At 73.3% G+C, this 24,701-nt stretch carries 21 protein-coding genes and 1 pseudogene; 5 read left to right on the top strand and 17 right to left on the bottom strand.

All coding sequences use genetic code 11. The annotated features are described in order from the left end of the window. Positions 1 to 4: 4 nt before the first annotated feature. Positions 5 to 1,150 (bottom strand): 4-hydroxyphenylpyruvate dioxygenase, encoded by a 1,146-nt coding sequence (gene hppD / locus C1708_RS20220; protein WP_106414002.1) that lies wholly within the window; start codon positions 1,148 to 1,150, stop codon positions 5 to 7. A 122-nt stretch (positions 1,151 to 1,272) separates the two neighbouring features. Between hppD and C1708_RS20215 the strand changes: the two genes are divergently transcribed. The 5 genes from C1708_RS20215 to C1708_RS20195 are packed head-to-tail and all read left to right on the top strand — an operon-like array spanning position 1,273 to position 5,492. Further along, positions 1,273 to 1,743, top strand: a complete 471-nt coding sequence (locus C1708_RS20215) for an Lrp/AsnC family transcriptional regulator (protein ID WP_106416392.1) — start codon at positions 1,273 to 1,275, stop codon at positions 1,741 to 1,743. A gap of 30 nt (positions 1,744 to 1,773) precedes the next feature. Beyond that, positions 1,774 to 2,427, top strand: coding sequence for an ABC transporter permease (locus tag C1708_RS20210; RefSeq protein ID WP_106414001.1), 654 nt, complete (start codon positions 1,774 to 1,776; stop codon positions 2,425 to 2,427). After that, positions 2,414 to 3,688 (top strand): ABC transporter ATP-binding protein, encoded by a 1,275-nt coding sequence (locus C1708_RS20205; RefSeq protein WP_106414000.1) that lies wholly within the window; start codon positions 2,414 to 2,416, stop codon positions 3,686 to 3,688. The genes C1708_RS20210 and C1708_RS20205 overlap by 14 nt, the downstream gene beginning before the upstream one ends. Then, on the top strand, positions 3,685 to 4,530 hold the full coding sequence (locus C1708_RS20200) for an ABC transporter permease (RefSeq protein WP_106413999.1): 846 nt from the start codon (positions 3,685 to 3,687) through the stop codon (positions 4,528 to 4,530). Before C1708_RS20205 ends, C1708_RS20200 begins: the two co-directional genes overlap by 4 nt. After that, positions 4,527 to 5,492: a glycine betaine ABC transporter substrate-binding protein gene (locus C1708_RS20195; protein WP_106413998.1), complete on the top strand. Its 966-nt coding sequence runs from the start codon at positions 4,527 to 4,529 to the stop codon at positions 5,490 to 5,492. The genes C1708_RS20200 and C1708_RS20195 overlap by 4 nt, the downstream gene beginning before the upstream one ends. 12 nt (positions 5,493 to 5,504) lie before the next feature. Here the strand turns inward: C1708_RS20195 and C1708_RS20190 are convergent, their stop codons facing one another. The 16 genes and pseudogenes from C1708_RS20190 to C1708_RS20115 all read right to left on the bottom strand — a co-directional run bounded on the left by C1708_RS20190 (position 5,505) and on the right by C1708_RS20115 (position 24,525). Next, positions 5,505 to 6,296 carry a S16 family serine protease gene (locus C1708_RS20190; RefSeq protein ID WP_106413997.1) on the bottom strand — a complete coding sequence of 264 codons (792 nt, stop codon included), beginning with the start codon at positions 6,294 to 6,296 and terminating at the stop codon, positions 5,505 to 5,507. Positions 6,297 to 6,376: 80 nt separating this feature from the next. After that, positions 6,377 to 7,018 carry an IclR family transcriptional regulator gene (locus tag C1708_RS20185; RefSeq protein WP_106413996.1) on the bottom strand — a complete coding sequence of 214 codons (642 nt, stop codon included), beginning with the start codon at positions 7,016 to 7,018 and terminating at the stop codon, positions 6,377 to 6,379. Between the two features lie 322 nt (positions 7,019 to 7,340). Then, complete coding sequence (locus C1708_RS20180; RefSeq protein ID WP_106413995.1) at positions 7,341 to 9,134, bottom strand: DEAD/DEAH box helicase; 1,794 nt, start codon at positions 9,132 to 9,134, stop codon at positions 7,341 to 7,343. Positions 9,135 to 9,258: 124 nt separating this feature from the next. Beyond that, positions 9,259 to 9,625 (bottom strand): annotated as a pseudogene (locus C1708_RS20175) (type II toxin-antitoxin system death-on-curing family toxin). Next, positions 9,625 to 9,822 (bottom strand): hypothetical protein, encoded by a 198-nt coding sequence (locus tag C1708_RS20170; RefSeq protein WP_106413994.1) that lies wholly within the window; start codon positions 9,820 to 9,822, stop codon positions 9,625 to 9,627. The pseudogene C1708_RS20175 and the gene C1708_RS20170 overlap by 1 nt, the downstream one beginning before the upstream one ends. A gap of 32 nt (positions 9,823 to 9,854) precedes the next feature. Then, complete coding sequence (locus C1708_RS20165; protein WP_106413993.1) at positions 9,855 to 11,315, bottom strand: MFS transporter; 1,461 nt, start codon at positions 11,313 to 11,315, stop codon at positions 9,855 to 9,857. Positions 11,316 to 11,492: 177 nt separating this feature from the next. Next, the gene (locus C1708_RS20160; RefSeq protein ID WP_106413992.1) at positions 11,493 to 12,668 is read right to left on the bottom strand and encodes an SUKH-4 family immunity protein; all 1,176 of its coding nucleotides are present in this window, start codon (positions 12,666 to 12,668) and stop codon (positions 11,493 to 11,495) included. Between the two features lie 227 nt (positions 12,669 to 12,895). Then, complete coding sequence (locus tag C1708_RS20155; protein ID WP_106413991.1) at positions 12,896 to 15,202, bottom strand: xanthine dehydrogenase family protein molybdopterin-binding subunit; 2,307 nt, start codon at positions 15,200 to 15,202, stop codon at positions 12,896 to 12,898. Then, positions 15,199 to 17,430, bottom strand: coding sequence for a 2Fe-2S iron-sulfur cluster-binding protein (locus C1708_RS20150; protein WP_106413990.1), 2,232 nt, complete (start codon positions 17,428 to 17,430; stop codon positions 15,199 to 15,201). The genes C1708_RS20155 and C1708_RS20150 overlap by 4 nt, the downstream gene beginning before the upstream one ends. After that, complete coding sequence (locus C1708_RS20145; protein WP_106413989.1) at positions 17,427 to 18,320, bottom strand: FAD binding domain-containing protein; 894 nt, start codon at positions 18,318 to 18,320, stop codon at positions 17,427 to 17,429. The genes C1708_RS20150 and C1708_RS20145 overlap by 4 nt, the downstream gene beginning before the upstream one ends. Positions 18,321 to 18,639: 319 nt before the next feature. After that, positions 18,640 to 20,283 (bottom strand): beta-N-acetylhexosaminidase, encoded by a 1,644-nt coding sequence (locus C1708_RS20140; protein WP_106416391.1) that lies wholly within the window; start codon positions 20,281 to 20,283, stop codon positions 18,640 to 18,642. 4 nt (positions 20,284 to 20,287) lie between these two features. After that, positions 20,288 to 21,166, bottom strand: coding sequence for a carbohydrate ABC transporter permease (locus tag C1708_RS20135; RefSeq protein ID WP_391663889.1), 879 nt, complete (start codon positions 21,164 to 21,166; stop codon positions 20,288 to 20,290). Then, positions 21,163 to 22,125 carry a carbohydrate ABC transporter permease gene (locus tag C1708_RS20130; protein ID WP_198602546.1) on the bottom strand — a complete coding sequence of 321 codons (963 nt, stop codon included), beginning with the start codon at positions 22,123 to 22,125 and terminating at the stop codon, positions 21,163 to 21,165. Before C1708_RS20130 ends, C1708_RS20135 begins: the two co-directional genes overlap by 4 nt. Beyond that, complete coding sequence (locus C1708_RS20125) at positions 22,122 to 23,414, bottom strand: extracellular solute-binding protein (RefSeq protein ID WP_106413988.1); 1,293 nt, start codon at positions 23,412 to 23,414, stop codon at positions 22,122 to 22,124. The genes C1708_RS20130 and C1708_RS20125 overlap by 4 nt, the downstream gene beginning before the upstream one ends. A gap of 226 nt (positions 23,415 to 23,640) precedes the next feature. Then, complete coding sequence (locus C1708_RS20120; protein ID WP_006134439.1) at positions 23,641 to 23,922, bottom strand: DUF3039 domain-containing protein; 282 nt, start codon at positions 23,920 to 23,922, stop codon at positions 23,641 to 23,643. A 30-nt stretch (positions 23,923 to 23,952) separates the two neighbouring features. After that, entirely contained in the window at positions 23,953 to 24,525 is a 573-nt protein-coding gene (locus C1708_RS20115; RefSeq protein ID WP_198602545.1) for a YqgE/AlgH family protein, read from the bottom strand. Positions 24,526 to 24,701 lie beyond the last annotated feature (176 nt).

Here is a 24,701-nt window from a genome sequence, read left to right as displayed (position 1 = left end):
GCGGCTACAAGTTGCCGCGCTTGGCCTGCTCGCGCTCGATCGCCTCGAACAGCGCCTTGAAGTTGCCCTTGCCGAAGCCCATCGAGCCGTGGCGCTCGATGAGTTCGAAGAAGACGGTCGGGCGGTCCTGGACCGGCTTGGTGAAGATCTGCAGCAGGTAGCCGTCCTCGTCGCGGTCGACGAGGATCTTCAGCTCGCGCAGCGTCTCCACCGGCACCCGGGTCTCGCCCGCCCACTCGCCGAGGGTGTCGTAGTACGAGTCCGGGGTGTCCAGGAACTGCACGCCGGCGGCCCGCATCTGGCGGACCGTGTGCACGATGTCGTTGGTGTTCAGCGCGATGTGCTGGACGCCGGCGCCGCCGTAGAACTCCAGGTACTCGTCGATCTGGGACTTCTTCTTGGCGATGGCGGGCTCGTTGATCGGGAACTTGACCTTGAGCGTGCCGTCGGCCACCACCTTCGACATCAGCGCGCTGTACTCGGTCGCGATGTCGTCGCCCACGAACTCCTTCATGTTCGTGAAGCCCATGACCTTGTTGTAGAACTCGACCCACTCGTTCATCCGGCCGAGCTCGACGTTGCCGACGCAGTGGTCGATGGCCTGGAAGGAGCGCTTGGCCGGCGGCTCGACGATCGGCTCGGCGGCGACGTAGCCGGGCAGGTAGGGGCCGTCGTAGCCGCCGCGCTCGACCAGGGTGTGCCGGGTCTTGCCGTAGGTGGCGACGGCGGCCAGCACGACGGTGCCGTGCTCGTCCTTCAGCTCGTACGGCTCGGCGACGGAGGTGGCGCCGTGCTCGATCGCGTAGGCGTACGCGGCGCGGGCGTCCGGCACCTCGATGGCGAGGTCGATCACACCGTCGCCGTGTGCGGCCACGTGGTCCTCGAGGAAGGCGCCCCACTCGGTGGACCGCTTGATCACCGAGGTGAGGACGAAGCGGGCCGAGCCGCTCTCCAGCACGTAGGAGGCGGTCTCGCGGCTGCCGTTCTCCGGTCCGGAGTAGGCGACGAGCTGCATGCCGAAGGCGGTGGAGTAGTAGTGCGCCGCCTGCTTGGCGTTGCCCACGGCGAAGACGACCGCGTCCATTCCCTTGACCGGGAAGGGGTCTGCCTGCCGTGCGGTGTCGGGAGCGGTGTGTGTGGTCTGCGTCATAGGGGCAGGGTGGAACAGCCCTGCAAGGTGCGCAATAGTTCGCCCGTTCACTGGGCAACATGCCCAGCCGGACGCCCGTGACGGCGGACTTTCTGTACAGGATGACCACTGGGGAGAGCGAGATGGCGATCGATCGTCTGGACGGGCGGATCATCCTGCTGCTGGCGCGCGAGCCGCGGATCGGGGTGCTGGAGATGTCCCGTCGGCTGGGGGTGGCGCGCGGGACCGTGCAGGCCCGCCTGGACCGCCTTCAGTCGAACGGAGTCATCCGCGGGTTCGGCCCCCAGGTGGATCCCGCGGCCCTCGGCTACCCGGTCACCGCGTTCGCCACCCTGCAGATCAGACAGGGTCAAGGAGCCGATGTCCGCGTCCACTTGGCGACCGTGCCCGAGGTGCTGGAGCTGCACACCACCACCGGCACGGGAGACATGCTGTGCCGGCTGGTGGCCCGCTCGAACGCCGATCTCCAGCGGGTGATCGACCGCGTCGTCGGTTTTGATGGCATCGTCCGGGCGTCCACGGCGATCGTCATGGAGAACCCCGTTCCGCTGCGGATCATCCCGCTGGTGGAGCAGGCCGCGCTCGGCGAGTGACCGGACCTGGCCGAGCTGGGGTGAGCGGATGTGAACTTCTGGGAGTACCTGGAGAGCCGGCATCAGCAACTGCTCGTCGACGCCTACCAGCACGCCAGCGTCGTCTTCCAGTGCATGGTGGCGGCCACCGCCCTCGGCGTGCTGATCGGGATCCTCACCTACCGCAGCGCGTGGGCGGGCGACCTCGCCACCACCGTCACCGCGACCCTGCTGACCGTCCCCGCGCTGGCCATGATCGGCCTGCTCGTCCCGGTCGTGGGGCTCGGCGTGGCGCCGACCGTGATCGCGCTGACCCTGTACGGGCTGCTGCCCGTCGTGCGCAACGCGATCGTCGGGCTGCGCGGGGTGGACCCCGCCCTGGTGGACGCGGCCACCGGGATCGGCATGTCCCGGCTGGCCCGGCTGGCGCGCGTGGAGCTGCCGCTGGCCTGGCCGCCCATCCTCACCGGCATCCGGGTCTCCACGCAGATGCTCATGGGCATCGCCGCCATCGCCGCCTACGCCTCCGGACCGGGCCTCGGCAACCTGATCTTCCGCGGGATCGCCTCCCTGGGCAGCAGCAACGCGCTGAACCAGGTGCTCGCCGGCACCCTCGGGATCGTCGTCCTGGCCCTGCTGTTCGACGCCGCGTACGTCCTGATCGGGCGGCTGACCATCTCCAGGGGGATCCGTGGCCGAGCCTGAGACGACCGGGACCGGACCCCGGTCGGTCGGGGCGACCATCGAGCTGGAGGGCCTCACCAAGCGCTACCCGGGCAGCGACCGGCCCGCCGTCGACGACGTCAGCATGGAGATCGGGGCGGGCGAGACGGTGGTCCTCGTCGGCCCCTCCGGGTGCGGGAAGTCCACCACCCTGAAGATGATCAACCGGCTGATCGAGCCGACCGGCGGCCGGATCCGCATCGGCGGCGAGGACGTCACCGACATGGACCCGGTGAGGCTGCGCCGCACCATCGGCTACGCGATCCAGGCGAGCGGGCTGTTCCCGCACATGACCGTGGCGCAGAACATCGCCCTGGTGCCGAAGATGCTGCGCTGGCCGGCCGCGCGGGTGCGGGACCGGGTCGAGGAGATGCTGGACCTGGTCGGCCTGGACCCCGCCGAGTTCCGCGACCGCTATCCGCGCCGGCTCTCCGGCGGCCAGCAGCAGCGCGTGGGCGTGGCGCGGGCGCTGGCGGCGGACCCGCCGGTGCTGCTGATGGACGAGCCGTTCGGCGCGGTCGACCCGATCACCCGGGACCACCTCCAGGACGAGCTGATCCGGCTCCAGCGGGAACTGCACAAGACGATCGTCTTCGTCACCCACGACTTCGACGAGGCGATCAAGATCGGCGACCGGATCGCGGTGCTGCGCGAACGCTCCCGCATCGCCCAGTTCGACACTCCCGAGGCGATCCTCACCCACCCCGCCGACGACTTCGTGTCCGGCTTCGTCGGCGCGGGCGCGGCGCTGAAGCGGCTCGGCCTCACCCGGGTCGGGGAGGTGACGATCACCGACTACCCCACGGCGGGCGTCGACGACCCGCTCGACGAGATCCTCACCAGGCTGCGCTCCGGCGGCACGGACGAGGTGCTGGTGCTGGACGAGCGGGGCCGCCCCTACAAGTGGCTGCGGCACGGCGACATCCTGCGCGCCAAGGGCTCGCTGGCCCGCGCGGGCGTGCTGGTGCACGACACGGTGACCCGGGACGCGACCCTGCGGGACGCGCTGGAGGCGGTCCTCACCGACAACACCGGCCGGGTCGCGGTCACCGGGCGGCACGGCGCCTACGAGGGTGTCGTGGACGTGGAGACGCTGATGAACTCCGTGCACGAACTCCTGGAGGCGGACCGGCTGGAGGCGCGGGAGGCGCAGGCCGGCCCGGAGGAGCAGCGGGCCGCGCGGACGCACGCCGAGCAGGAGGGCGCGCACCCCTCGGGCGACCGCGGGGAGGCGCGGGCGTGAGGACCTCCGAGGCGCGGCGGCCCGAGGACGGGCCCGAGGTGCGGGAGGACGCCGGACCGGACGGGCAGGAGGCCGCTCCCCCGTCCCGGCCGGCCGTGGCGCCGGCCCGGGTGAGCAGGCAGAAGCTGACCTTCCTGCCGGTGGGGCTGATCGCCGTGCTGCTGGCGACCTGGCTGTGGTTCGCGCAGGCCGACCTGGACGCCCTCACCCGCAACGCGCTGTCGGACGGGCAGGTGACCAAGGCGCTGTGGCAGCACATCGAGCTGACCGCGATCTCGACGTTCTTCGTGCTGATCATCGCGATCCCGCTGGGCGTCCTGCTGACCCGGGGGCGGGCCGGCCGGGCCGCCCCGGCGGTCATGGCGTTCGCCAACGCGGGGCAGGCCACCCCCGCGATCGGCCTGCTGGCCCTGCTGGTGATCTGGCTCGGCATCGGCCGGAAGGCGGCCCTGATCGGCATCATCGCCTACGCCGTGCTGCCGGTGCTGTCCAACACCGTCGCCGGGCTGCGGGCCAACGACCCCGCGCTGCTGGAGGCGGCGCGCGGCATCGGCATGTCCCCGCTGGGCGTGCTCACCCGCGTGGAACTGCCGCTCGCCGTGCCGCTGATCCTCGCGGGCGTGCGCACGGCCCTGGTGCTGAACGTCGGCACGGCGACGCTCGCCACCTTCGGCGGGGGCGGCGGGCTCGGGGTGCTGATCACCACCGGGATCACCAGCCAGCGCATGCCGGTCCTCGTGGTGGGTTCGGTGCTCACCGTCGCGCTGGCCCTGCTGGTGGACTGGCTGGCCTCGCTGGCGGAGCTGCTGCTGCGGCCGCGCGGGCTGGAGGCCGGGCCGTGAGCGGGGTGCGAGTGCTGTCGGCCGTGGTGCTGCTGGCGGTGGTCGCGGGGTGCGGGCTGACCAGCGGGTCGCCCATGGTCGACGACGTGGAGCCGGGCACGGTCGGCCGGGGCAGGCCGCTGGAGGGCGCGGAACTCACCGTCACCTCGAAGGAGTTCACCGAGCAGCTGATCCTCGGCGCGATCATGGGCATCGCCTTCCAGGCGGCGGGCGCGGAGGTGGTGGACCGGACCGGCATCCAGGGCTCGGTCGGCTCGCGGGAGGCGGTCGTCAAGGGCGAGGCGGACGCCGGGTTCGAGTACACGGGCACGGCGTGGATCACGTACCAGGGCAACAGCAGGCCGATCCCCGACCCGCGCGAGCAGTGGCTGGCGGTGCGGGACGCGGACGCGGAGAACGGGGTGACCTGGCTGGAGCCGTCGGAGCTGAACAACACGTACGCCCTCGCCATGAACCGGGCGAACTACGAGCGGTACCGCACGCACACCCTGTCGGAGGTGGCGGAGCTGGCGGAGTCCGACCCGGGCGCGGTGACGCTGTGCGTGGAGGGCGAGTTCGCCAACCGCGCGGACGGGCTGCCCGGCATGGAGAAGACGTACGGGATGAGCGTCCCGCCGGGCGACGTCACGCAGATGGACACCGGGATCATCTACACGCAGACCGCCAAGGGCGCCTGCGTCTACGGCGAGGTGTTCACCACCGACGGGCGGATCAAGTCCATGAACCTGGTGGTGATGGAGGACGACAAGAAGTTCTTCCCCCACTACAACGCGGCCCCGACCGTGAACAGCGAGACGCTGGAGAAGTGGCCGGCGATCGCCGAGGTGCTGGCCCCGGTCACGGAGAAGCTGGACAACACCGTGGCGCAGACCCTCAACGCCCGCGTCGACGTCGACGGGGAGGACCCCCATCAGGTCGCGCTGGACTGGATGGTGGCCGAGGGGCTCGTGAAGGAGAGGTGACCGGCCGGCGGGTCAGCAGCTCGGGACCTCGCCGGCGCCCTTCTCCAGGGCGACCAGCGCGTCGACGGCGCCCTTCAGGGTGGTGACCGGGATCAGGCGCAGCCCCTCGGGCAGTTCGGCCTGCGCGTCCGCGCACTCGTCGCGCGGGACCAGGAAGACGGTGGCGCCGTCCCGCTCGGCGGCCTGCGTCTTCAGCGGCACGCCGCCGACCGCGCCGACCCTGCCCTCGGCGTCGATGGTGCCGGTGCCGGCCACGACCCGGCCGCCGGTGAGGTCGCCGCCGCGGCCGTCGCCGTCCAGCTTGTCGACGATGCCGAGGGAGAACAGCAGTCCGGCGCTCGGGCCGCCGACGTCGGCGAGCTTCAGGGTGACGTCGATGCCCTCGTTCTCCCGGCCCAGGTACGCCAGCGCGGCCCGGGTGGCCTCGTCCTGGGACTCCTTCATCTGCTTCCGGTTGAACTGCTCGATCTCCTGGACGTCGTCCCCGCTGGGGTAGACGGCGTCGCGGGGCATGACCGCCTCGTCGCTGCGGAACCAGCTGTCGATCACCTGCGGCAGGTTCACGCGGGTGTCCGGGGAAGTGGCCACGATGGTCGTCATCCGCAGCTGGCCGGTGGTCCTGCGCACCTCGGCGCCGGAGATGGCGATGACCTGTCGGCCCTTGTCCTCACCGAGCACGTCGACCGTCGTCCCGGGCTGCGCCACGGAGAAGGGCAGCGGCGCGAGGACCGCGGTGGCCAGCAGCGCGACGACCGGGGCGGCGCAGACGGCCAGGGCTTGGGGACGTGTGAGGCGAGTGAGCACGGAGCCAATCTAACGTGACGGGGGTGAGGCCCGGCCGGGGCGTCCACGCGGGCGGAGCCTCCCCCGCCCGCGTCCTCCGGTCAGCGCAGGGCCTCGGCGACCTCCCGGGCCGCCTCCACCACGCGCTTGCCGACCCGCTCCGGCACGACGTCCGCCAGCATCACGACGCCCACGCTGCCCTCGACGCCCGTGACGCCCACCAGCGGCGCGGCTGCCCCGCAGGCGCCGGTCTCCAGTTCGCCGTGGGTCAGGGTGTAGCCGGGGTCGCCGAGGGCCCGCTGCCGGGCGGCGAGTATCGCCTTGCCCGCAGCCCCGCGGTCCAGCGGGTGCCGGAACCCCGCCCGGTACGCCACGTGGTAGTCGGTCCACGACGGCTCCACCACCGCCACCGCCAGCGCCTCCGCGCCGTCGGCCAGGGTCAGGTGGGCGGTCGCGCCGATGTCCTCCGCGAGGGACCGCAGCGCCGGCATCGCCGCCTCCCGCACCAGCGGGTGCACCTGCCGTCCCAGCCGCAGCACACCGAGCCCGACGCGGGCCCGGCCGCCCAGGTCGCGGCGGACGAACGCGTGCTGCTCCAGCGTGGCGAGCAACCGGTACACCACGGTCCGGTTCACGCCCAGTCTGTGCGAAAGCTCGGTGACGGTCAGCCCGTGGTCCGTGTCGGCGAGCAGCTTCAGGACCCGTAGGCCCCTGTCGAGCGTCTGAGAGGTCTCCGCGGTCACGACGCCCACTCCTTCAGTGGTGAGGTCGACGGCCCCCTCGCTGCATGTACGTCACCGAGTCCCGGCGGTCACGCGCTCCAGAGGCCGCCGATCGGCCGGCGCCCGGACCAGTCCCGGGCACAGTCGCTTCACGGCTGCGCTCCGCGGCGGCGCTGCCACGGGGCGTGTGCGTAGCGGGACAGTAACGAGCCGGTCCGCTGAGCGGAAGGCTCCGTCCAGAATCCGGTCATCAGTTGAGCAAACAGGTGACTTTTGTCCCGGTACGCACGCGGGGTGACCGCTCCCGCACGCCCCACCGCCCGCAGATGACTCCCCGGGCCCCTCAGCGCATGCGGGTGGCCCACTCCTGCACCTTGGCGATCCGCTGGCGGAGCTGCCCCGCGGTGGCCTCGGCGGACGGCGGGCCGCCGCACACCCGGCGCAGCTCGGTGTGGATCACCCCGTGCGGCTTGCCGCTCTGGTGGACGTACGCGCCGACGAGCGAGTTGAGCTTCTTGCGCAGCTCCATCATCTCCTTGTGGGAGACCACGGGCCGCCGCTCGGCGGGCAGTTCGAGCAGGTCGGCCTCCTCGGCCGGCTTCTTCCTGCTGTGCGCGATCTGCCGGGCCTGCCGCTTCTGCAGCAGCAGCTGCACCTGGTCCGGCTCCAGCAGGCCGGGGATGCCGAGGTAGTCCTGCTCCTCCTCGCTGCCCGGGTGGGCCTGCATGCCGAACTCGGCGCCGTTGTACATGACCCGGTCGAAGACGGCGTCGGACTCCAGCGCCTCGAAGGGCAGCATGTCCTGCTCGCCGGTGTCCTCGTCCTGCTGCTTGTTCGCCTCGTCCATCTCCTTCTCGGACTCGGCGTACGGGTCCTCCTCGCCCCCCTTCTTGGGCTTGTCGAGGACGTGGTCGCGCTCGCGCTCCATCTCGTTGGCGAAGGAGAGCAGGTCCGGCACGGTCGGCAGGAACACGGACGCGGTCTCGCCGCGCCGCCGGGACCGCACGAAACGGCCGACGGCCTGGGCGAAGAACAGGGGCGTGGAGATGGTGGTGGCGTACACGCCGACCGCGAGGCGCGGGACGTCGACGCCCTCGGACACCATGCGGACGGCGACCATCCAGCGGTCGTCGCTCTGACTGAACTCGTCGATCCGCTTGGACGCGCCGGCGTCGTCGGAGAGGACCAGCGTGGCCTTGTGGCCGGTGAGGTCGCGGATCAGCTTGGCGTAGGCGCGGGCGGACTCCTGGTCGGAGGCGATGACCAGGGCGCCGGCGTCCGGGATGGCCTTCCTGACCTCGGTGAGCCGCTGGTCGGCGGCGCGCAGCACCGACGGCATCCACTCGCCGCGCGGGTCGAGGGCGGTGCGCCAGGCCTGGCTGATCGCGTCCTTGGTCATGGGCTCGCCGAGCCGGGCGGCGATCTCGTCGCCCGCCTTGGTGCGCCAGCGCATGTTGCCGCTGTACGACATGAAGATCACCGGCCGGACGACGCCGTCGGCGAGGGCGGAGCCGTACCCGTAGGTGTAGTCGGCGGACGACCGGCGGATCCCGTCGTCGCCCTCCTCGTACGTCACGAACGGGATGGGGTTGGTGTCCGAGCGGAACGGCGTGCCGGTGAGCGCGAGCCGGCGGGTGGCCGGTTCGAACGCCTCCAGGCACGCCTCGCCCCACGACTTGGAGTCGCCGGCGTGGTGGATCTCGTCGAGGATCACCAGGGTCTTGCGCTGCTCGACGCGGTTGCGGTGCAGCATGGGGCGCACGCCGACGCCGGCGTACGTGACGGCGACGCCGTCGTACTCCTTGCCGAGCGGGCCCGCGCTGTACTCCGGGTCGAGCTTGATGCCTATGCGGGCGGCGGCCTCCGCCCACTGCTTCTTCAGGTGCTCGGTGGGCGCGACGACGGTCACCTGCTGCACGACGTGGTGGTGCAGCAGCCAGGACGCCAGCGTCAGCGCGAACGTGGTCTTTCCGGCGCCGGGCGTGGCGACCGCGAGGAAGTCACGGGGCTGGGCCTGGATGTACTTGTCCATCGCCCCCTGCTGCCAGGCGCGCAGCTTGCCGGCGGTGCCCCAGGGGGCACGGCCGGGGAAGGCCGGGGACAGGTGGTGCGAGGCGGGGCCGGCGGTGGTAGTCACGATCTCCGAGGGGGTGGTTCGGTCGGCGCATCTGCGTAGGACGACCGGGCCACCCTACCGATGGCCCGGAGCCGTCGGCGCCGGTACGCGACCGGCGCCGCCGCAGATGGGACTCAGGTCACAGTCAGCGCGCGAAGCGCGGCAACCGGGACGCGATCTCGGGCACGTCCAGCCCTCCCCGGCAGACGTCGAGCACGAATCGCTGGCCTCGTCCACGTCGAATCCCGGGTCGAGCGGGCGCCCGTTCATGTGCAGGAAGACCCAGGCCGCGCACCAGGCGAGACGCTTGTTGCCGTCGACCAGCGCGTAGTTGCGCGCGAGGGACTCCATCAGGGCCGCGGCCTTCTGCCACACGTCGGGGCAGGCGTCCTGGCCGAACACGCTCGACCGCGGGCGCGCCAGCGCCGAGCCGAGCAGTCCGTAGTCGCGCACCGCCTCCTCCCGAGCCGCTTCGCGAGGTTCAACGGCTCGGGCAAGGCGAGGTGGTACATCAGGCGAGCCTCCGGTTCAGCTCCGCACCCGCCTTCAGCACGTGGTCGGCCGCCTCGTCGAACAGCCGGGAACGTTCGTTCACGGCCGCCATCACCGCGTCGTGCGCGAAGGCCTGCATGCTGCGTCCCCCGGCAGCGGCCCGCTCACGCAGCGCGTCGAGCTCTTCATCGGTGAAACGCACGTTCAGTCCAGCCATGACGCGGCGGTACTGCGTGGTACCAGCCGGGGTCATGTCTGTCCGTCCGGAACCGGCCGCACCCGGGTCGCCACCCAGACCCCCGCCAGGGCCACCGCCGCCATCGGCAGGAACACCGCGGCGAAGGCGGCCGGGTGGGACCCGGTGGCCTCCGTCGCCGCGTGGCTGACGGTGCCGCCGCCGAGGGCGGCGAAGGCCGCGCCGCCGATCGCCAGGAGGAGGACGTTGGAGAGGCCGTCGGAGATCTGGAGCGCGGCGGAGTTGGTGCCCGCCTCCTCGGGGGCGGAGAGCTGGAGCAGCAGGACGCTGGTGGAGGAGATCACCAGGCCCATGCCGAAGCAGCCGAACGCCCAGGCGACCGCCAGCGTCCAGGCCGGCACGGCGTGGATCAGCACGCTCGGCGCCGCCGCGATGGCGAACGCGACCAGCAGCATGCCGAGGGTCATCAGCCGCTCCCGGTGCTGCTCCAGGCGGGGCCGGGACTGCACCCAGGAGCCCAGCGCCCAGGTGCCGCCGCCGGCCGCGAGGGAGAAACCGGCCAGCGTGGGGCTGAGTCCCCGCTGGGTGACCAGCATCAGCGGGACGAAGGACTCCGCCGCGATGAAGGACCCGGCGGCGACACCGCGCAGCAGCACCACGGACGGCAGACCGCGGGCGGCCCGGGAGGTGCCGCGCGGGAGCAGGCCGAGGACGGCCGGCACCAGCAGGGCCACGCCCAGCGCGCCCGGCAGCAGGGACAGCCAGCGCAGGTCCTGGGCGGCGTACTGGAGCAGGCCCGCGCCGGAGGAGATCGCGAACGCCAGCCGGATGCGGCGGCGGTCGAAGGAGGCCGGGGCCTCGGCGTCCCCGACCGGGCCGGCGGCGAGGCGGCGTATCTGGGGCAGGGCGAGCGCCACCGGGAGCACCACGATCACGGGTATGCCGAGGAACACCCAGCGCCAGCCGAGGTGCTCGGTCACCGCGCCGGAGGCGAGCGGGCCGACGATGGAGGGGACGACCCAGCTCGCGGCGAACGCCGCCATGATCGCCGGGCGCAGCCGCTCCGGATAGGCGCGGCTGACGACGACGTACAGGGCGACGATCACCAGGCCGCCGCCGAGGCCCTGCACCGCGCGGCCCAGGATGAACAGCCACATCGCACTCGCGGTGCCGCCGATCAGCAGCCCTGCCGCGAACGAGGCGATGCCCCAGGTCAGCGGCGCGAGCGGGCCGCGCCGGTCGGACCACTGGCCGGACAGCACCATGCCGAACAGGCTGGTGGTGAAGTACCCGGAGAACGCGAACGCGTACAGCGGGACGCCGTTCAGCTCACGGGCCGCGACGGGCATGGCCGTGCCCACCGCCGTCGCCTCGAAGGCGATCAGCAGCACGACGGAGACGACCCCGACGCTCAGCGCCCGGTACCTGCGGCTGAGGACGGTGTCGTCGGGGACGACGGCCGGGGCGGCGGCGGGCTCGGCGACACCCGTGTCGCGGGGGTTCGGGGCGGTCATGCCCGCCAGGGTAAGGTCCACGCCCCTGTTTGACCCCTGTCGGGGGTCGGTATCGGCACCGGGACCTTGGTCGTAGGCCCCGGCGCCTTCCCCCGTCCCGAGGGGGCGTCCCGGGGACGGCGAGGCGCCGCACGGCACCGCTTGCCCCGCTCGGGCACGGCCGCGTGCCCGAGCGGCTCAGAGAACCCCGCCCGCCTCGTCCTGGAAGAGGCACGTCCAGTAGTGCCAGTCCGTGTCCGGGGCCGTGCCCGTGGGGTCGACGGAGGCGAGGACCTGGATCATGGTCAGGGCGAGCTGGTCGTAGGCGTCGCTGGTGAGGGCGTGGCCGGAGGCCTCGTCGAGGGAGCGCTCCCGGTGCAGGAGCCAGAGCGTGAAGGCCAGCGTGGAGATGTCCGTGTTCAGCGGGCGCAGGGCCGCGTCCCCCTCGCTCCAGCTGAGCACCGCGCCCGTCGCCCCGTCGACGACCAGGCTGTGGTCGTCGATCAGGTGGCCGACGCGGATCAGGCGGTCGGTGTGGGCCGGGAGGAGACCCGGCGGGAACTCCCTTCCGCAGTCGTCGGCCGCGTACTCCGTGAGCGTGCGCAGCGGCTGGTCGGTGTCCAGGGAGAACAGGAAGCCGTCCTCGGGCAGGCCCGTCTCGCGCAGGAAGCGGCGGGTCGGCTCGTGCGTGAGCGTCGCGGGGAAGTCGACCTCCTCGAAGCGGACCACGCCGCCCCGGCCGAACTCCTCGTCCAGCAGGCGCAGGGGCAGGTCCAGGGCCAGCCCGGAGGACGTGCCGGGGCCCGCCACGAGGGCCAGGGGGCGGATCAGCGCCGCCATCCGCCAGAACGGCGCCGGCTCGCCGTCCGCGCCCTCCTCGAACACCGCGAGCAGCTGCCGCGAGGCCTCCGCGACCGCCTTGGCGCCGTAGCGGCCGGCGTAGGCGGCGAACTGGCCGCGCAGCCCCGCCAGTTCGTCCGTGGCCGCGGCGAAGCGGACCAGGGTCGGCAGGGACGGGGCGAGCGGACGGCAGTCCATGAGGTCGGGCCGGTCGTGGACGTACGTCGTGGAGACCTCGCCGGTCGCGCCGTCGAGCAGCACCGACTCCGTCTCCAGGCCCGCCGGGGCCATAAACTCGCCGATGACGAGCTGGTCGCGCAGGGCGGGCGGGAGCCGGTCGCCGCCGCCCGTCACGTCGGCGACCGTGTGCGGTCCGCCGGGACGGGCGGGCTCCGCGAACCGGAACAGGCCGCTGTCGCACGGCAGTCCGGGTCCGGTCAGCCAGTGCCGCGTCGAGGCGTGCGTGACCTGGGGACCGAGGTCGTCCTCGGTGAGTGTGATCGCCCTCGCGACAACGGTGTCGGTCGTGCTCATGATTCCCCCGCGATACGTGTGCTCGGTCCCGGGCCCGCGAACGTCCCGCCCCGGGCAGGACGGCCCGCGCCCTGCCGGACCCGCGGCCGTCCCCCACTGCTTCCGCAGACTACGCGGCGCCACTGACAACGCCTCAGGACCGCGGGGCGCGGCCGGCGCCCCGTCCCTCAAGACGCGCGGGAGGCCGTTCGCGTTGCCCGGACGCGGCGATCGCCCCGGGGAACCGCTCAGTTCCCGGTGACCACGGCGGCCTGCGGGCGGATCGGCAGCCGGTTCACCGGCCGGCCGGTGGCGGCGCGCACGGCCGAGGCGATGGCGGCCGGCGAGGTCACCACCGGCACTGCGCTCACCGCCTTCGCGCCGAACGGCGCGACCACGTCCCGCTCCTCCACGAGCTTCACGATCCGGATGTCGGGCACGTCCAGCGCCGTCGGCAGGGCGTACCCGGTGAGGTCGGGGTGGCGGATCAGGCCGCGCGGGGTGCGCAGGTTCTCGGTGAGCGCGGCGCCCAGGCCCTGGGTCACGCCCGCCTCGATGCGCGCGGCGAGCTGCGCCGGGTTGAGCACCCGGCCCACGTCCTGCGCGACCGCCAGCTCCACGACCCGTACCGAGCCCAGCTCGATGTCGACGTCGACCACCGCGCGGATCGCGCAGAAGGAGATGCTGACGAAGGCGTCGCCCTGCCCGGACCCGTCCAGCGGCTCGGTGGGGTGGGGGCGGCACTGCGCGGTCGCCCACAGCTCCTTGCCGTCCATCGCCTCGGTGACGGTCGTGGACAGCACGCCGTCGTACGAGGTGATCTTGCCGTCGGTGATCTGCAGCAGCTCGGTGGACATGCCGAACTTGTGCGCCAGCGGCTGGAGGAGCTGGGTGCGGACCATCTTGGCCGCGCGCTCCACCGCCCCGCCCGACACCCAGGTGTGGCGGCCGCGGCAGCCCGCCCCGGCCGGGGGCTGGTCGGTGTCGACGGGCACCACGTGCACCTCGTCGATGCCGAGGGTCTCCTGCACGATCTGCCGGGCCAGCGTGGAGAAGCCCTGCCCGGTCTCGACGGCCGCGCACAGCACGGTCGCCACGCCGTTCTGGACGCGCACGGTGGCCGTGGACACCTCGTCGGCGCCCTCCGCGCCCAGCATGTGCACCATGCCCAGGCCGTAGCCCACGCCCCGGCGCACCGCGCCCGGCTCGCCCGCGCCCTCGGGGCCGCCGGGCAGCAGCCACTCGTCCTCGGGGGTGTCCTTGGGCAGCGGCGGCAGCGGGAAGTCCCGTACGGCTTCGAGCAGTTCGGCGACCGGGGCGGGGCAGGTGACGGTCTGGCCGGTGGGCAGCACGTCGCCGGTGGCCATCACGTTCCGCTGCCGCACCTCGGCCGGGTCCAGACCGAGCTTCTTGGCCAGTTTGTCCATCTGCGCCTCGTACGCGGCGCACACCTGCATCGCGCCCTCGCCGCGCACATGGCCGGAGGGCGGGTTGTTGGTGCGCACCGCCCAGCCCTCGATGAAGGCGTTGGGGACGACGTACGGGCCGCAGGCGAAGGCGACGGCGGCGGCCAGGGCGTCGGAGGAGGTGCCGGCGTAGGCGCCCGCGTCGAGCAGGATCTGCGCCTCGACCTTGACCAGTCTGCCCTCGGCGTCGGCGTGGTGGCGGTAGCGCAGCAGGGTGGGGTGGCGGTGGCTGTGGCCGAGGAAGGACTCCTCGCGCGTGGCGGCGAGTTTCACCGGGCAGCCGGTCCTCAGCGCGAGCAGTCCGAGGGGGAGCTGGAAGCTCTGGTCCTCGCGGTCGGCGGTGGCGCCGGGCACCCCGGTGACGACGACCTTGACCTGGTCCTGCTGCAGACCGAACGCGGCGGCGGCGGTGTCCCGGTCGCCGTGCGGGTCGGTGGACGCCAGGTACAGCTCGACCCCGCCGTCCGGGCGGGGCACGGCGAGCCCGGCCTCGGCCCCTATGGGGGCGGGGTCCTGGCGCCCGATGCGGTACAGCCCCTCGACGACGACCTCGCCGGCCGCCTCCGCGTCGCCGTGGCGCAGCGGGATGTGCCGGATCAGGTTGCCGTCGGGGTGCAGCGGTTCGGCCTCGAAGGCCTGCTCGGGGTCGGTCACCGGGTCGAGCACCTCGTACTCGACGATGACCGCGGCGGCGGCCATCCGCGCGGTGTCCGGGTGGTCGGCGGCGACGGCGGCCAGCGGCTCGCCGTGGTGGCGCACGACCTCGGAGGCGAAGACCGGGCGGTCGGCCGTGCCCCGGCCGAGCACCGAGGCGCCGGGGACGTCCTCGTGGGTGACGACCGCGCGGACGCCGGGCATCTCGCGCGCGTGCGTGGTGTCGATCGACTTGATGCGCGCGTGCGGGTGCGGCGAGCGCAGCACGGCGGCCCACAGCAGGCCCTCGGCCCACAGGTCGGCGGCGTACGGGAAGGTTCCCTCGGTCTTGGCGCGCGCGTCGGCGGCCGGGAGGGAGACGCCGAGTCCACGCGGGACGGCCTCCTCCCCGGGGGCCGCCTCGGCGGTCTGCACGGTGGCTGCTTCGTTGCTCACGCCTGGCCTCCGTCCTGGCCGTGGGGCTGGTCCTGCGGTGCGACGCCGAACGCCGAGGGGCCGACCCCGCCGGCGCCGGGGCCCGCCTGGTGCGGGATGCGCGGGGTGCCGTCGCCGTCGTCCGCCGCGGCCTCGGCCTTCGCCTCGCGTTCGGCGACGACCTCCTGCACGGCGGTCACCACGCCCCGGTAGCCGGAGCAGCGGCACAGGTTGCCGCACAGGGCCTGGCGGGTCTCCAGCTCGGTCGGGGCCGGGTTGCCCTCCAGCAGGTCGTGCACGGTCATCGCCATGCCGGGCACGCAGAAGCCGCACTGCACGGCTCCGCACCGGGCGAGGGCGCGCTGCACGTCCGAGGGGCGGCCGTCCTGGGCCAGTCCCTCGACGGTGCGGACCTCGCTGCCGGCCGCGGTGACGGCGGGGACCAGGCAGGACGCGACGAGCCGGCCGTCCACCTGCACGTTGCACGCGCCGCACTCGCCCTGCGAGCAGCCGTCCTTGGCGCCGGCCAGACCGAGCCGCTCGCGCAGCACGTAGAGCAGCGACTCGCCGATCCAGGCGTCGGTGACGGGCCGGTCGGTGCCGTTGACGCGGAGCACGTAGGAGGCGAGGGGGTGGTCGTCGTGGGGAGCCACGACGAGGTCCGCGACGTCCGCGGCGGGGACGTCCGTCTCGCCCGGACCGTCCGCCTCGGGGGCGGTGTGCGGGTCGGCGGAAGCGCCGTCGCCGGCGGAGGGCTCCGAGGGCCCCTCGGACGGCCGGGAAGCGGTCCGGGCGTCCTCGGGGCCGCCGTCGCTCCCGGACGCCCCGGGCGCGGGCTCCTCGGCGCCCTGGGGGGCCTGCGGGTGCTCGCGGCCCTCGGCGGCCTCGGCCTCACCGGCACCGGACTGCCACGGCTGCTCGGCCCCGGACGGCCGGGGGTGCTCCGGGTACGCCTCGGCGGGCAGCGGCCGGGACGCGTGCGGGGCCTCGTGCGCCGGGACGCCCTCGGCGACGGGGCCCGCCTGCGGCCGGCCGTGGGCGTGGTCACCGTGCCGGGCGTGCGGCGGCTGCTCCGGGGAGGCGCCGGGCGCGCCCGGATGCGGGGGCTGGTCACCGTCCGGCTGCCGACCGTGCGCGGGAGCACCGCCGTGCGGCCGGGTGGCGGAGGCGTCCTGCGGTTCGTGCGCGAGGTCGTGGTCACCGCCCTCGGTGCCGTACGAGCCGGACCGCTGTCCGTCGGCACCGGGCTGCGGCGCCTGCTCACCGGCCTCGGGACCGTGCCCACCGTCCTGCGGCCCGTGCGGGCCGGGCTGCGATCCGTGCGCGCCGCCCTGCGGGCCGTGAGCATCGACCTGCGGGTCGTGGGCCTCGCCCTGCGGCCCGAGCTCGCCGTCCCACGGCTCCTGCGAACCGGACTGCGGCCCGTGAACGCCGGGCTGGGGCTCGTGCGCGCCGCCCTGCGGGCCGTGGGCACCGCCCTCCGGCCCGAGCTCGCCGCTCTGGGGGACCCGCTCGCCGCCCTCGGACCCGTGCTCACCGCCCTGAGGGGCTCGCTCACCGCCCTGCGGCCCCTGCGGGCTGTCCTGCTGTTCGTGGCCCTGCGGCACGCCCGGTACGCCCGGTCCCCACGGCGTGCCGATGGACTGGGACTCGGCCCAGGGGGCCGCGGCGCCGCCCGGGAGGGTCGCCGGAGGGGCGCCGCCCCACTGCTCGACCAAGGAGGACGCGGTGAACTCGCCGGACTCGTCCGGCAGGTCGCCGCCCGCCACGGGGATCGACCACTGCCCGGTGACGTCCTGGCCCGGCGCCTGTCCGGGCGCCCGGTGCCGCCCCGCGGGATCCTGGTCCTGGGCCTGCGCGTGGTGCGGGCCCGCCGCGTTCGGGTCGTAGGCCCACTGTCCGCTCGCGCCGGGGTCGTAGCCGAACCGGTCCCCCGCCACCGCGTCGGCCTGCGCGGACCCCGGGTCGTTCCACCGGGCCCCGTCGACGGGGGCGCCGGGCGCCGCCCAGGCGCCGGTGGCCGCCGGGTCGGTGCCCGCGGTGGCGGGCGTGACCGTGATCTGCGGCGGCACGTAGCCGTGGCCGGGTGCGGCCAGCGGGCTCTCCATGGAGTCCAGCAGGGCGTCGATGCCGCCCTCCGGGAGGTTCACGAAGGCCGTGGCGCCGTCGTCGTAGTCGCCCTGCGGCAGGGGGTCCCAGCGGCTGCCGCCCGGAGGCGTGCCGCCCTGTCCGTGCTGGTCGTCGGTCACGACAACGCCCTCCCCAGTGCTCGTCGGGCCAGCGCGGCGACGGTGCGCCGCAGGTGCAGTACCGCGGGTGGCAGCGGCGGGACGGTGCCGTCCTCGCCGGGCGCGGCGTCGGGGATGCAGGCCGCGGCGACGTACTCCCCGAACGCGCTGAGCGCCTCGGGCACGATCGCCCGGTTGTTGTCCCAGTCGATGAGCTGCGCGACCCACTGCTCGGCCTCCAGGGGCCGCAGCGGCATCGGCGCGATGGCGCCCACCGCGCAGCGCACCCCGCGCCGGGCGGGGTCCAGCACGAGGGCGACGGAGGCGACCGCGCGGCCGGGTCCGGTGCGGCCGGTCGCCTTCAGGAAGACCTGGGGGGCGTGCAGCAGCGGTACGCGCACGTAGCCGATGAGCTCGCCGGGGCGCAGCGCGTCCATGCCGGCCAGCAGATGGGACACCGGGACGTCGCGGCGGGCGCCGCCCGGGCTCGCGACGATCAGCGTCGCCTCCAGGGCGGCCAGCACGGGCAGCGCGTCCCCGGTGGGGGCGGCGGAGGCGATGTTGCCGCCGAGGGTGCCGGCGTTGCGGATGTGCGGGGGTCCGGCGGCCCGCGCGGCGGCGGCGAGCGCCGGGATGAGGGCGGCGAAGTCGGGGCGCCCCATGCGCGCGTGGGTGAGTCCGGCGCCGAGCAGCGCGTGTCCGTCCAGGTACTGCCAGCCGCGGATCTCGTTGATCTTGCCGAGGCCGACCAGTGCGGCGGGCCTGAGCTGCCCGGAGTTGACGGCGGCCATCAGGTCGGTGCCGCCCGCGACGGGCACGGCGGCGGGCATGGCGGTGAGCGCCGCCACGGCCTCGTCCAGCGTCGTGGGCAGCGTCACGGCCTGCGCCGCCTGCGGTGCGTGCGTGCTCAAAACAGGCTGCCCCTTCCCGCTGCCCCACCTGGTCCCGCCCGTGCGCCGTACGGTACGTGCTGACAGGGCGGACGTGGCAACTCTGGCACATCTTGGCAGGCGCCGAAGACGGGGGTCCGCTAGGAGGCATTCGCCCGGCTGGGCACGGTCCCGGCCGATTCCTTCCCCGAATCGCCGCGGCGCCGCGGAATCACAGGCTTCGGAAGCTCTTGTTCCGTTATGGCCCGGCCTGTTCGGCCTGTTCGGCCCGCAGCGAACGCGCGGGGCACGGGTCGTCCCCCGGGGCACAGGAGCACCGGGGGACGACTCGGGAGCGTGCCTACACGGCCGGCGGCGGCCCGTCGAGCGGGCGGCCGAGGACGCCCGGGCGGCGCTGCCACGGGCGGGGGCCGGCGGGCGGGCGGTAGGCGACGCCGAGGGCGTCGAGGCGCCGGTAGTGCTCGGTCATCCGCCGCTCGAAGCCGGCGAAGTCCCGGTCGGCGGGGGCCGGGAGCTCGCTCCAGGCGACCTCGCACAGCGCGACGAGCCGGGGGAACACCTGGTAGTCGACGCGCCCCTGGTCCTCCATCACCTCGGTCCACACGTTGGCCTGCGTGCCCAGCACCCGCGCCCGCTCCTCGGGCGTCAGCTCCGCCGGGACCGGTTCGAAGCGGTAGACGTCCTCCAGGGTGCGCACGTACCCGATCGGCACCGGCTCGTCGGGGCCCGCGTCCTGGCGGTGGTCCAGATAGACCTGCTGCTCGGGGCACATCACCACGTCGTGCCCGGCGCGGGCGGCGGCGATTCCGCCCGCGTAGCCGCGCCAGGACGACACGGCCGCGCCGGGCGCCAGTCCGCCCTCCAGGATCTCGTCCCAGCCGATGAGCCGCCGCCCGCGTTCGGCCAGCCAGCCGTCGAAGTGACCGATGAACCAGGACTGCAGGGCGTCCTCGTCCGCGAGACCGAGCCTCACGATCTGTTCCTGCGCCGTCCTCGACGCCCGCCACTGGTCCTTGACGCATTCGTCGCCGCCGATGTGCACGAACGACGAGAACGGCCCGGCGTCGGCGGGAAACAGCTCCAGGACTTCCTCCAGCACCCCTTCGTAGAAGCGCAGGGTGTCCTCGGTGGGGCTGAGGACGTTCGGATTGATGCCCCAGGTGTCCCAGACGGTCAGCGCGGAGGTGTCGACGACGTCGGAGTTGCCGAGTTCCGGATACGCGGCGATGGCGGCCTGCGAGTGCCCGGGGACGTCGATCTCGGGAACGACGCTGATATGCCGTTCGGCGGCATGGGCGACGATCTCGCGGAGGTCGTCCTGGGTGTAGTGGCCGCCGTGCGGCCGGTCGTCCCAGAGCGGCGAGGCGCGGTGGCCGATTTTCGTGCGGGCGCGCCAGGATCCGATCTCGGTGAGCCGCGGATACCGCTTGATCTCGACGCGCCAGCCCTGGTCGTCCGTCAGGTGCAGGTGGAGGACGTTGAGTTTGTGCGCGGACATCAGGTCGAGATAACGGAGCACGCCTTCCTTGGGCATGAAGTGGCGTGCCACGTCGAGCATCAGCCCGCGCCAGCGGAAACGGGGCGCGTCCTCGACGGTCGCGTGCGGCACCGTCCACGCCCGGTCGCGGCGCACGGGCGCCCTGCGGAACGCGTCGGGGCCGAGGAGCTGCCGCAGCGTCTGCGCGCCGTGCAGGACGCCGGCCGCGTCACCGCCCTCGACGAGGACGCCCGTACGGTCGCTGACGAGCCGGTACGCCTCGGGGCCGAGGTCCGGGGCGAGGGCGAGGCGGATGCCGTCGCCGGCCTCCGCGGGCTCCCTCGCCTCGCGCCAGGACAGTCCGGTGGCGGCCCGCAGCACGGCCCCGAGCCACCGCCCCACGCCCTCCGTCCCGGCGCCGGCGTACAGCCCGGAACGCTCCGTCAGGCGCGTCTCCCCGTCGCCGGCGACGACGCCCCGGGGGGCCGGAATCAGTGAAGTCGGCATCACGTCAGTCCTTTACCGCGCCGCCCAGTCCGGAGACCAGACGCCGCTGTACGAGTACGAAGAAGACCAGCACCGGAATCGTCATCACGGTGGACGCCGCCATGACCCCGCCCCAGTCGGGGTCGTCGGGTTTGTAGAACACCAGCAGCGCCATCGGCAGGGTCGACTGGGAGATGTCGCTGATGATGAACGACTTGGCGAACAGGAAGTCGTTCCAGGCGGAGATGAACGAGAACACACTGGTGGCCACGAGGCCCGGCAGGACGAGCGGGAAAAGGATCTGCCAGAGGAAGCGCGCACGGCTCGCGCCGTCGATGTACGCGGCCTCCTCCAGCGCCTCCGGAACGCCCTTCACGAATCCCCTGAGCATCCAGATCGCGAAGGGCAGCGAGAAGGCGATGTGCGGCAGGATCAGCGACCACAGCGTGTTCAGCTGGCCGAGATCCCGCATCACGAAGAACAGGGGGATCGTCAGCGCCTCCACGGGCACCATCTGGGCCACCAGGAACATGATCAGCAGGGTGGTCCGCAAACGGAACCGGAATCGCGTCACGGCGGTCGCGGCGAGAAACGCGATGAGCGCGGAAGCGATCACCACGGCCACCGCGACGACGACGCTGTTGAGGAAGTAACGGCCGAAATCCTGCTGCCCGAACACCCGCCGGAACGAGTCCAGCGTCGGCGCGAGCGTCCACGGCCGCGGCTCGCTCGACTCGATCTCCCCGGCCGGCTTGAAGGCGCTGAGCACCATCCAGTACAGCGGGAGGGCCACCACGGCGGCGATCACCAGGGCGGCCGCCTCGGCCGCCGTCCGGCCCGGGCGCCGGGCGAACCGGCGCGGAAGATTCACCCGGGGTTCCCCGTCCCGGCTCACGAGGCTCACAGTTCCTCCCCCTGGCGGCGCAGCAGCCGCAGGTACACCAGCGTCACGGCGAGCAGGATCAGCAGCATCACCACGCCGATCGCGGCGCCCAGGCTGTACTGCGAGGACGCGAACGCCTTCTGGTAGGCGTAGACGTTGAGCACCAGGTTCTGTCCCGCGATGCCCCCGCCGCCCGTCATGACGTAGATCTGCGTGAAGACCTTGAAGTCCCAGATGACCGACTGGATGGTGACGACGACCAGGATCGGGCGGAGCATCGGCGCGAGCACCGACCGCCAGATCCGCCACGAGGAGGCCCCGTCCAGCGCGGCCGCCTCCAGCACCTCGGCGGGCACCGCGCGGATGCCGGCGTAGACGGTGACCATCACGAACGGGAAGGAGCACCACACCACTTCGAGCAGCACCAGGAAGAACGCGCTGAACCGCCCGTACGTCCAGGAGTGGTCGCCGAGCCCCAGCAGCCGGTTGACCGGGCCGAAGTCGGCGTCGAAGAGGAACAGCCACACCGTGGACCCGGTGATCGCCGGAGTGGCCCAGGCGCCCAGCGCGGCCAGCATCAGCGCCAGCCGCGGCACCGCCCGCACCCGCGTGAGCAGCACGGCGAGCGCGCACCCCACGGCCAGCGTGGAGACGACGCAGGCCGCCGCGAACAGCACGGTGGCCAGCAGCACCTCCCAGAACTGCGCGTCCCCGAACAGCTCGGCGTAGTTCCCGAACCCCTCGAAGGTGGTCGGCTCCCCGCCGCTGACCTGTGCCTGGGTGTAGTGGAAGACCGAGATGAGCCCGAGCTGGTAGATCGGGTAGGCGAGCAGCCCGCCGAGGACCACGAGAGCCGGGGCGAGATACAGCCAGGGGGTGCCCGGACGCCCCGCTCGGGGGCGCGGGGAACTGCGCGGGGAGCCCCCGCGCACCGGAGCCCGCCGACGCTCCAGAACCCCCGGGCCCGTGGACACGGTCATCCGGCCGACCCGAACGCGTCGTTCATCTTCTTCGCCGCGTCGGCGGACGCGGTCGCCACGTCCTTCTTGCCGGACACGATCTCCTGGAACATCGTCGGCAGCACCTGTCCCGCGTCGATCTGCGCCCATGCCGGCGACACCGGCACGAACTTGGTGCCGGCGGCCAGCGTCGCGACGAACGGCTTCACGAAGGCCTCCTTCGCGGCCACCTGCTGCCGGACGTCGGAGAAGGTCGGCAGGAAGCCCATCGCGTCGAACAGCTCGCCCTGCGCCTCCTTGGACGCGAGCCGCTTCATCAGGTCGACGGCGAGGGTGCGGTGCGTGGTGGACTTCAGCACGCCCAGGTTGTTGCCGCCCGCGAACGCGGGCGCGATCGACCCGGCCTCCACACCCGGCAGCGGGACGACGGCGTACTCGCCCTTGACCTCGCCGGCCTCCACGGCGGCGTGGCTGAAGTCGCCGCCGATCGCCATGGCCGCCTTGCCCGCGGCGAAGGCGGTGATGGTGTCGTTGCCGGTCATCGCGGCGCACTTGGCGGCCGGGCAGTTGTCGTCGCCGAACAGCGAGGTGTACGCCTCGATGCCCTTGCGCGCGGCGGCGCTGTCGACGGCGGAGGCGTACGACCCTCCCTTGCCGGTGGCCAGTTCGCCGCCGTGGGCCCAGAGGAAGGGCATCGCGCCGTAGGTGTAGGCGCCGCCGACGGCGAGGCCGTACAGGTCGGGGCGGGCGGCGCGGATCTCCTTGGCGGTGGAGATCAGCTCGGCCTGGGTCCTCGGGACGTCCAGGCCGAGTTCCTCGAAGACGTCGGTGCGGTAGTAGAGCGCGCGGACGCCGACGAAGTAGGGCACGCCGTAGACCTTTCCGCCGACGGTGACGGACTGGCGGGCGGTGGGGTCGGTGTCCTTGGCCTCGTCCCAGGCGCCGAAGTCCTCGGTGACGTCGGCGAGTCCGCCGTCCTTCACGTAGCCGGCGGTGTCGGTGTTGCCGTACTCGATGAGGTCGGGGGCGGACGCGGGGTCGTTGAAGGCGGCCTTGATGCGCTGGGCGCGGGTCTCGACGGGGATGTACTCGACGGTGACCTCGGCGCCCTCGTGCTCCTTCTCGAACGCGGCGAGGACGGAGTCGACGACCTGTTCCTTGGGTTCGTTGTTGACCTCCTGGAAGAGCCAGACGCGCAGGGTGCCGGTCTTCTCGTCCTTGTCGGAGGAGGACGTGCCCGAGGTCTGGGGGGCGCAGGCGGCGGTGGCGAGGACGGCCGCGACGGCGACCATGCGAACGGACAGCTTCATGGAGTGTTCCTCCGAGCGCGTTGCAGCATATGCAATAGCGGTTTCGCTGTGCACAACACACGGAGGCTAAGGACTGGGTGAGCCACGCCACAAGGGGTCTCCACCACTCTGTGACCGGCCGACGCGCCCTGCGCAACGGGCAAGCAGCACAAAGGCCCCCGCGGGCACGCAAAGCGCACCCCGGGGGCCTGGGAGGACTCGGACCGGCGTCAGCGGGGGAGGGGGACTACTTGTCGCCCTTGCCCTTGTCGTCGCCGCCGTCACCCATGGACTCGTAGATCTCCTTGCACATGGGGCACACCGGGTACTTCTTCGGGTCGCGGCCGGGCACCCACACCTTGCCGCACAGCGCCACGACGGGAGTACCGTCGAGGGCGCTCGCCATGATCTTGTCCTTCTGGACGTAGTGGGCGAAGCGCTCGTGGTCACCGTCGCCGTGGGAGGTCTGCGGCGTCGGCTCGACGAGGGTCCCCGTACCAGTCCCGCGCTCGGGCTCAAGAGTGCTCATAACCGCCAAGGGTACTGAAGGCCGCCCGGCTCAGTTGAGCGAAGGGTCGTCCGGATACGTGGCGACCATCGCCAGTTCGCTGCGCTGCCGGCGCAGCACCTCGCGCCAGAGCCGCTCGGGCGACGGACAGGACACGTCACCCGGCTCCGACTCGACCACGTACCAGGCGCCGTCGGCCAGCTCGTCCTCCAGCTGGCCGGGGCCCCAGCCCGCGTACCCGGCGAAGATCCGCAGCGAGCCGAGGACGGAGGCGAGCAGCTCCGGCGGGGCCTCCAGGTCGACCAGGCCGATCGCGCCGTGCACCCGGCGCCAGCCCAGCGGCGGGTCCTCCCCCGCCGCCCCGCCCGGGACGACCGCCACGCCGAGGGCGGAGTCCAGCGACACCGGGCCGCCCTGGAACACCACGCCGGGTTCGCCGGCCAGGTCCGCCCAGCCCTCCAGGATGTCGCCCACGTCCACCGGGGTCGGCCGGTTGAGGACGACACCGAGGGAGCCCTCCTCGTCGTGGTCGAGAAGGAGCACCACCGCACGGTCGAAATTCGGGTCCGCCAGAGCGGGAGTGGCCACGAGCAGCCGCCCTGTGAGCGAGGACACCTCGGTCATGCCAGACATGATCCCGCATCTTCCCGTCGCGCGGGGAGGCAATCCGGGTGACGGAGTGAACACGGCCGCCGCGCGCGAGACCTTCCTGGTCGGGCGTCGTCCGGCCGGGGCGAGGAGGTGCGGACGGGCGGCCGGGGGCGCGCCCGGCGCGCGACGGCTCACGGTGACCCCGCGTG

The sequence above is a fragment of the Streptomyces sp. DH-12 genome (genome assembly GCF_002899455.1).
In the GTDB taxonomy this organism is placed as follows: Bacteria; Actinomycetota; Actinomycetes; order Streptomycetales; family Streptomycetaceae; genus Streptomyces.
This window is presented reverse-complemented; position numbering and strand designations above follow the sequence as displayed.

What these genes read in the sequence shown, in the direction of transcription:
- hppD (WP_106414002.1), bottom strand. Translation starts at nt 1,150, where the DNA reads ATGACGCAGACCACACACACCGCTCCCGACACCGCACGGCAGGCAGAC.
- C1708_RS20215 (WP_106416392.1), top strand. Translation starts at nt 1,273, where the DNA reads ATGGCGATCGATCGTCTGGACGGGCGGATCATCCTGCTGCTGGCGCGC.
- C1708_RS20170 (WP_106413994.1), bottom strand. Translation starts at nt 9,822, where the DNA reads ATGGCTGGACTGAACGTGCGTTTCACCGATGAAGAGCTCGACGCGCTG.
- C1708_RS20165 (WP_106413993.1), bottom strand. Translation starts at nt 11,315, where the DNA reads ATGACCGCCCCGAACCCCCGCGACACGGGTGTCGCCGAGCCCGCCGCC.
- C1708_RS20160 (WP_106413992.1), bottom strand. Translation starts at nt 12,668, where the DNA reads ATGAGCACGACCGACACCGTTGTCGCGAGGGCGATCACACTCACCGAG.
- C1708_RS20140 (WP_106416391.1), bottom strand. Translation starts at nt 20,283, where the DNA reads ATGCCGACTTCACTGATTCCGGCCCCCCGGGGCGTCGTCGCCGGCGAC.
- C1708_RS20130 (WP_198602546.1), bottom strand. Translation starts at nt 22,125, where the DNA reads ATGACCGTGTCCACGGGCCCGGGGGTTCTGGAGCGTCGGCGGGCTCCG.
- C1708_RS20125 (WP_106413988.1), bottom strand. Translation starts at nt 23,414, where the DNA reads ATGAAGCTGTCCGTTCGCATGGTCGCCGTCGCGGCCGTCCTCGCCACC.
- C1708_RS20120 (WP_006134439.1), bottom strand. Translation starts at nt 23,922, where the DNA reads ATGAGCACTCTTGAGCCCGAGCGCGGGACTGGTACGGGGACCCTCGTC.
- C1708_RS20115 (WP_198602545.1), bottom strand. Translation starts at nt 24,525, where the DNA reads ATGACCGAGGTGTCCTCGCTCACAGGGCGGCTGCTCGTGGCCACTCCC.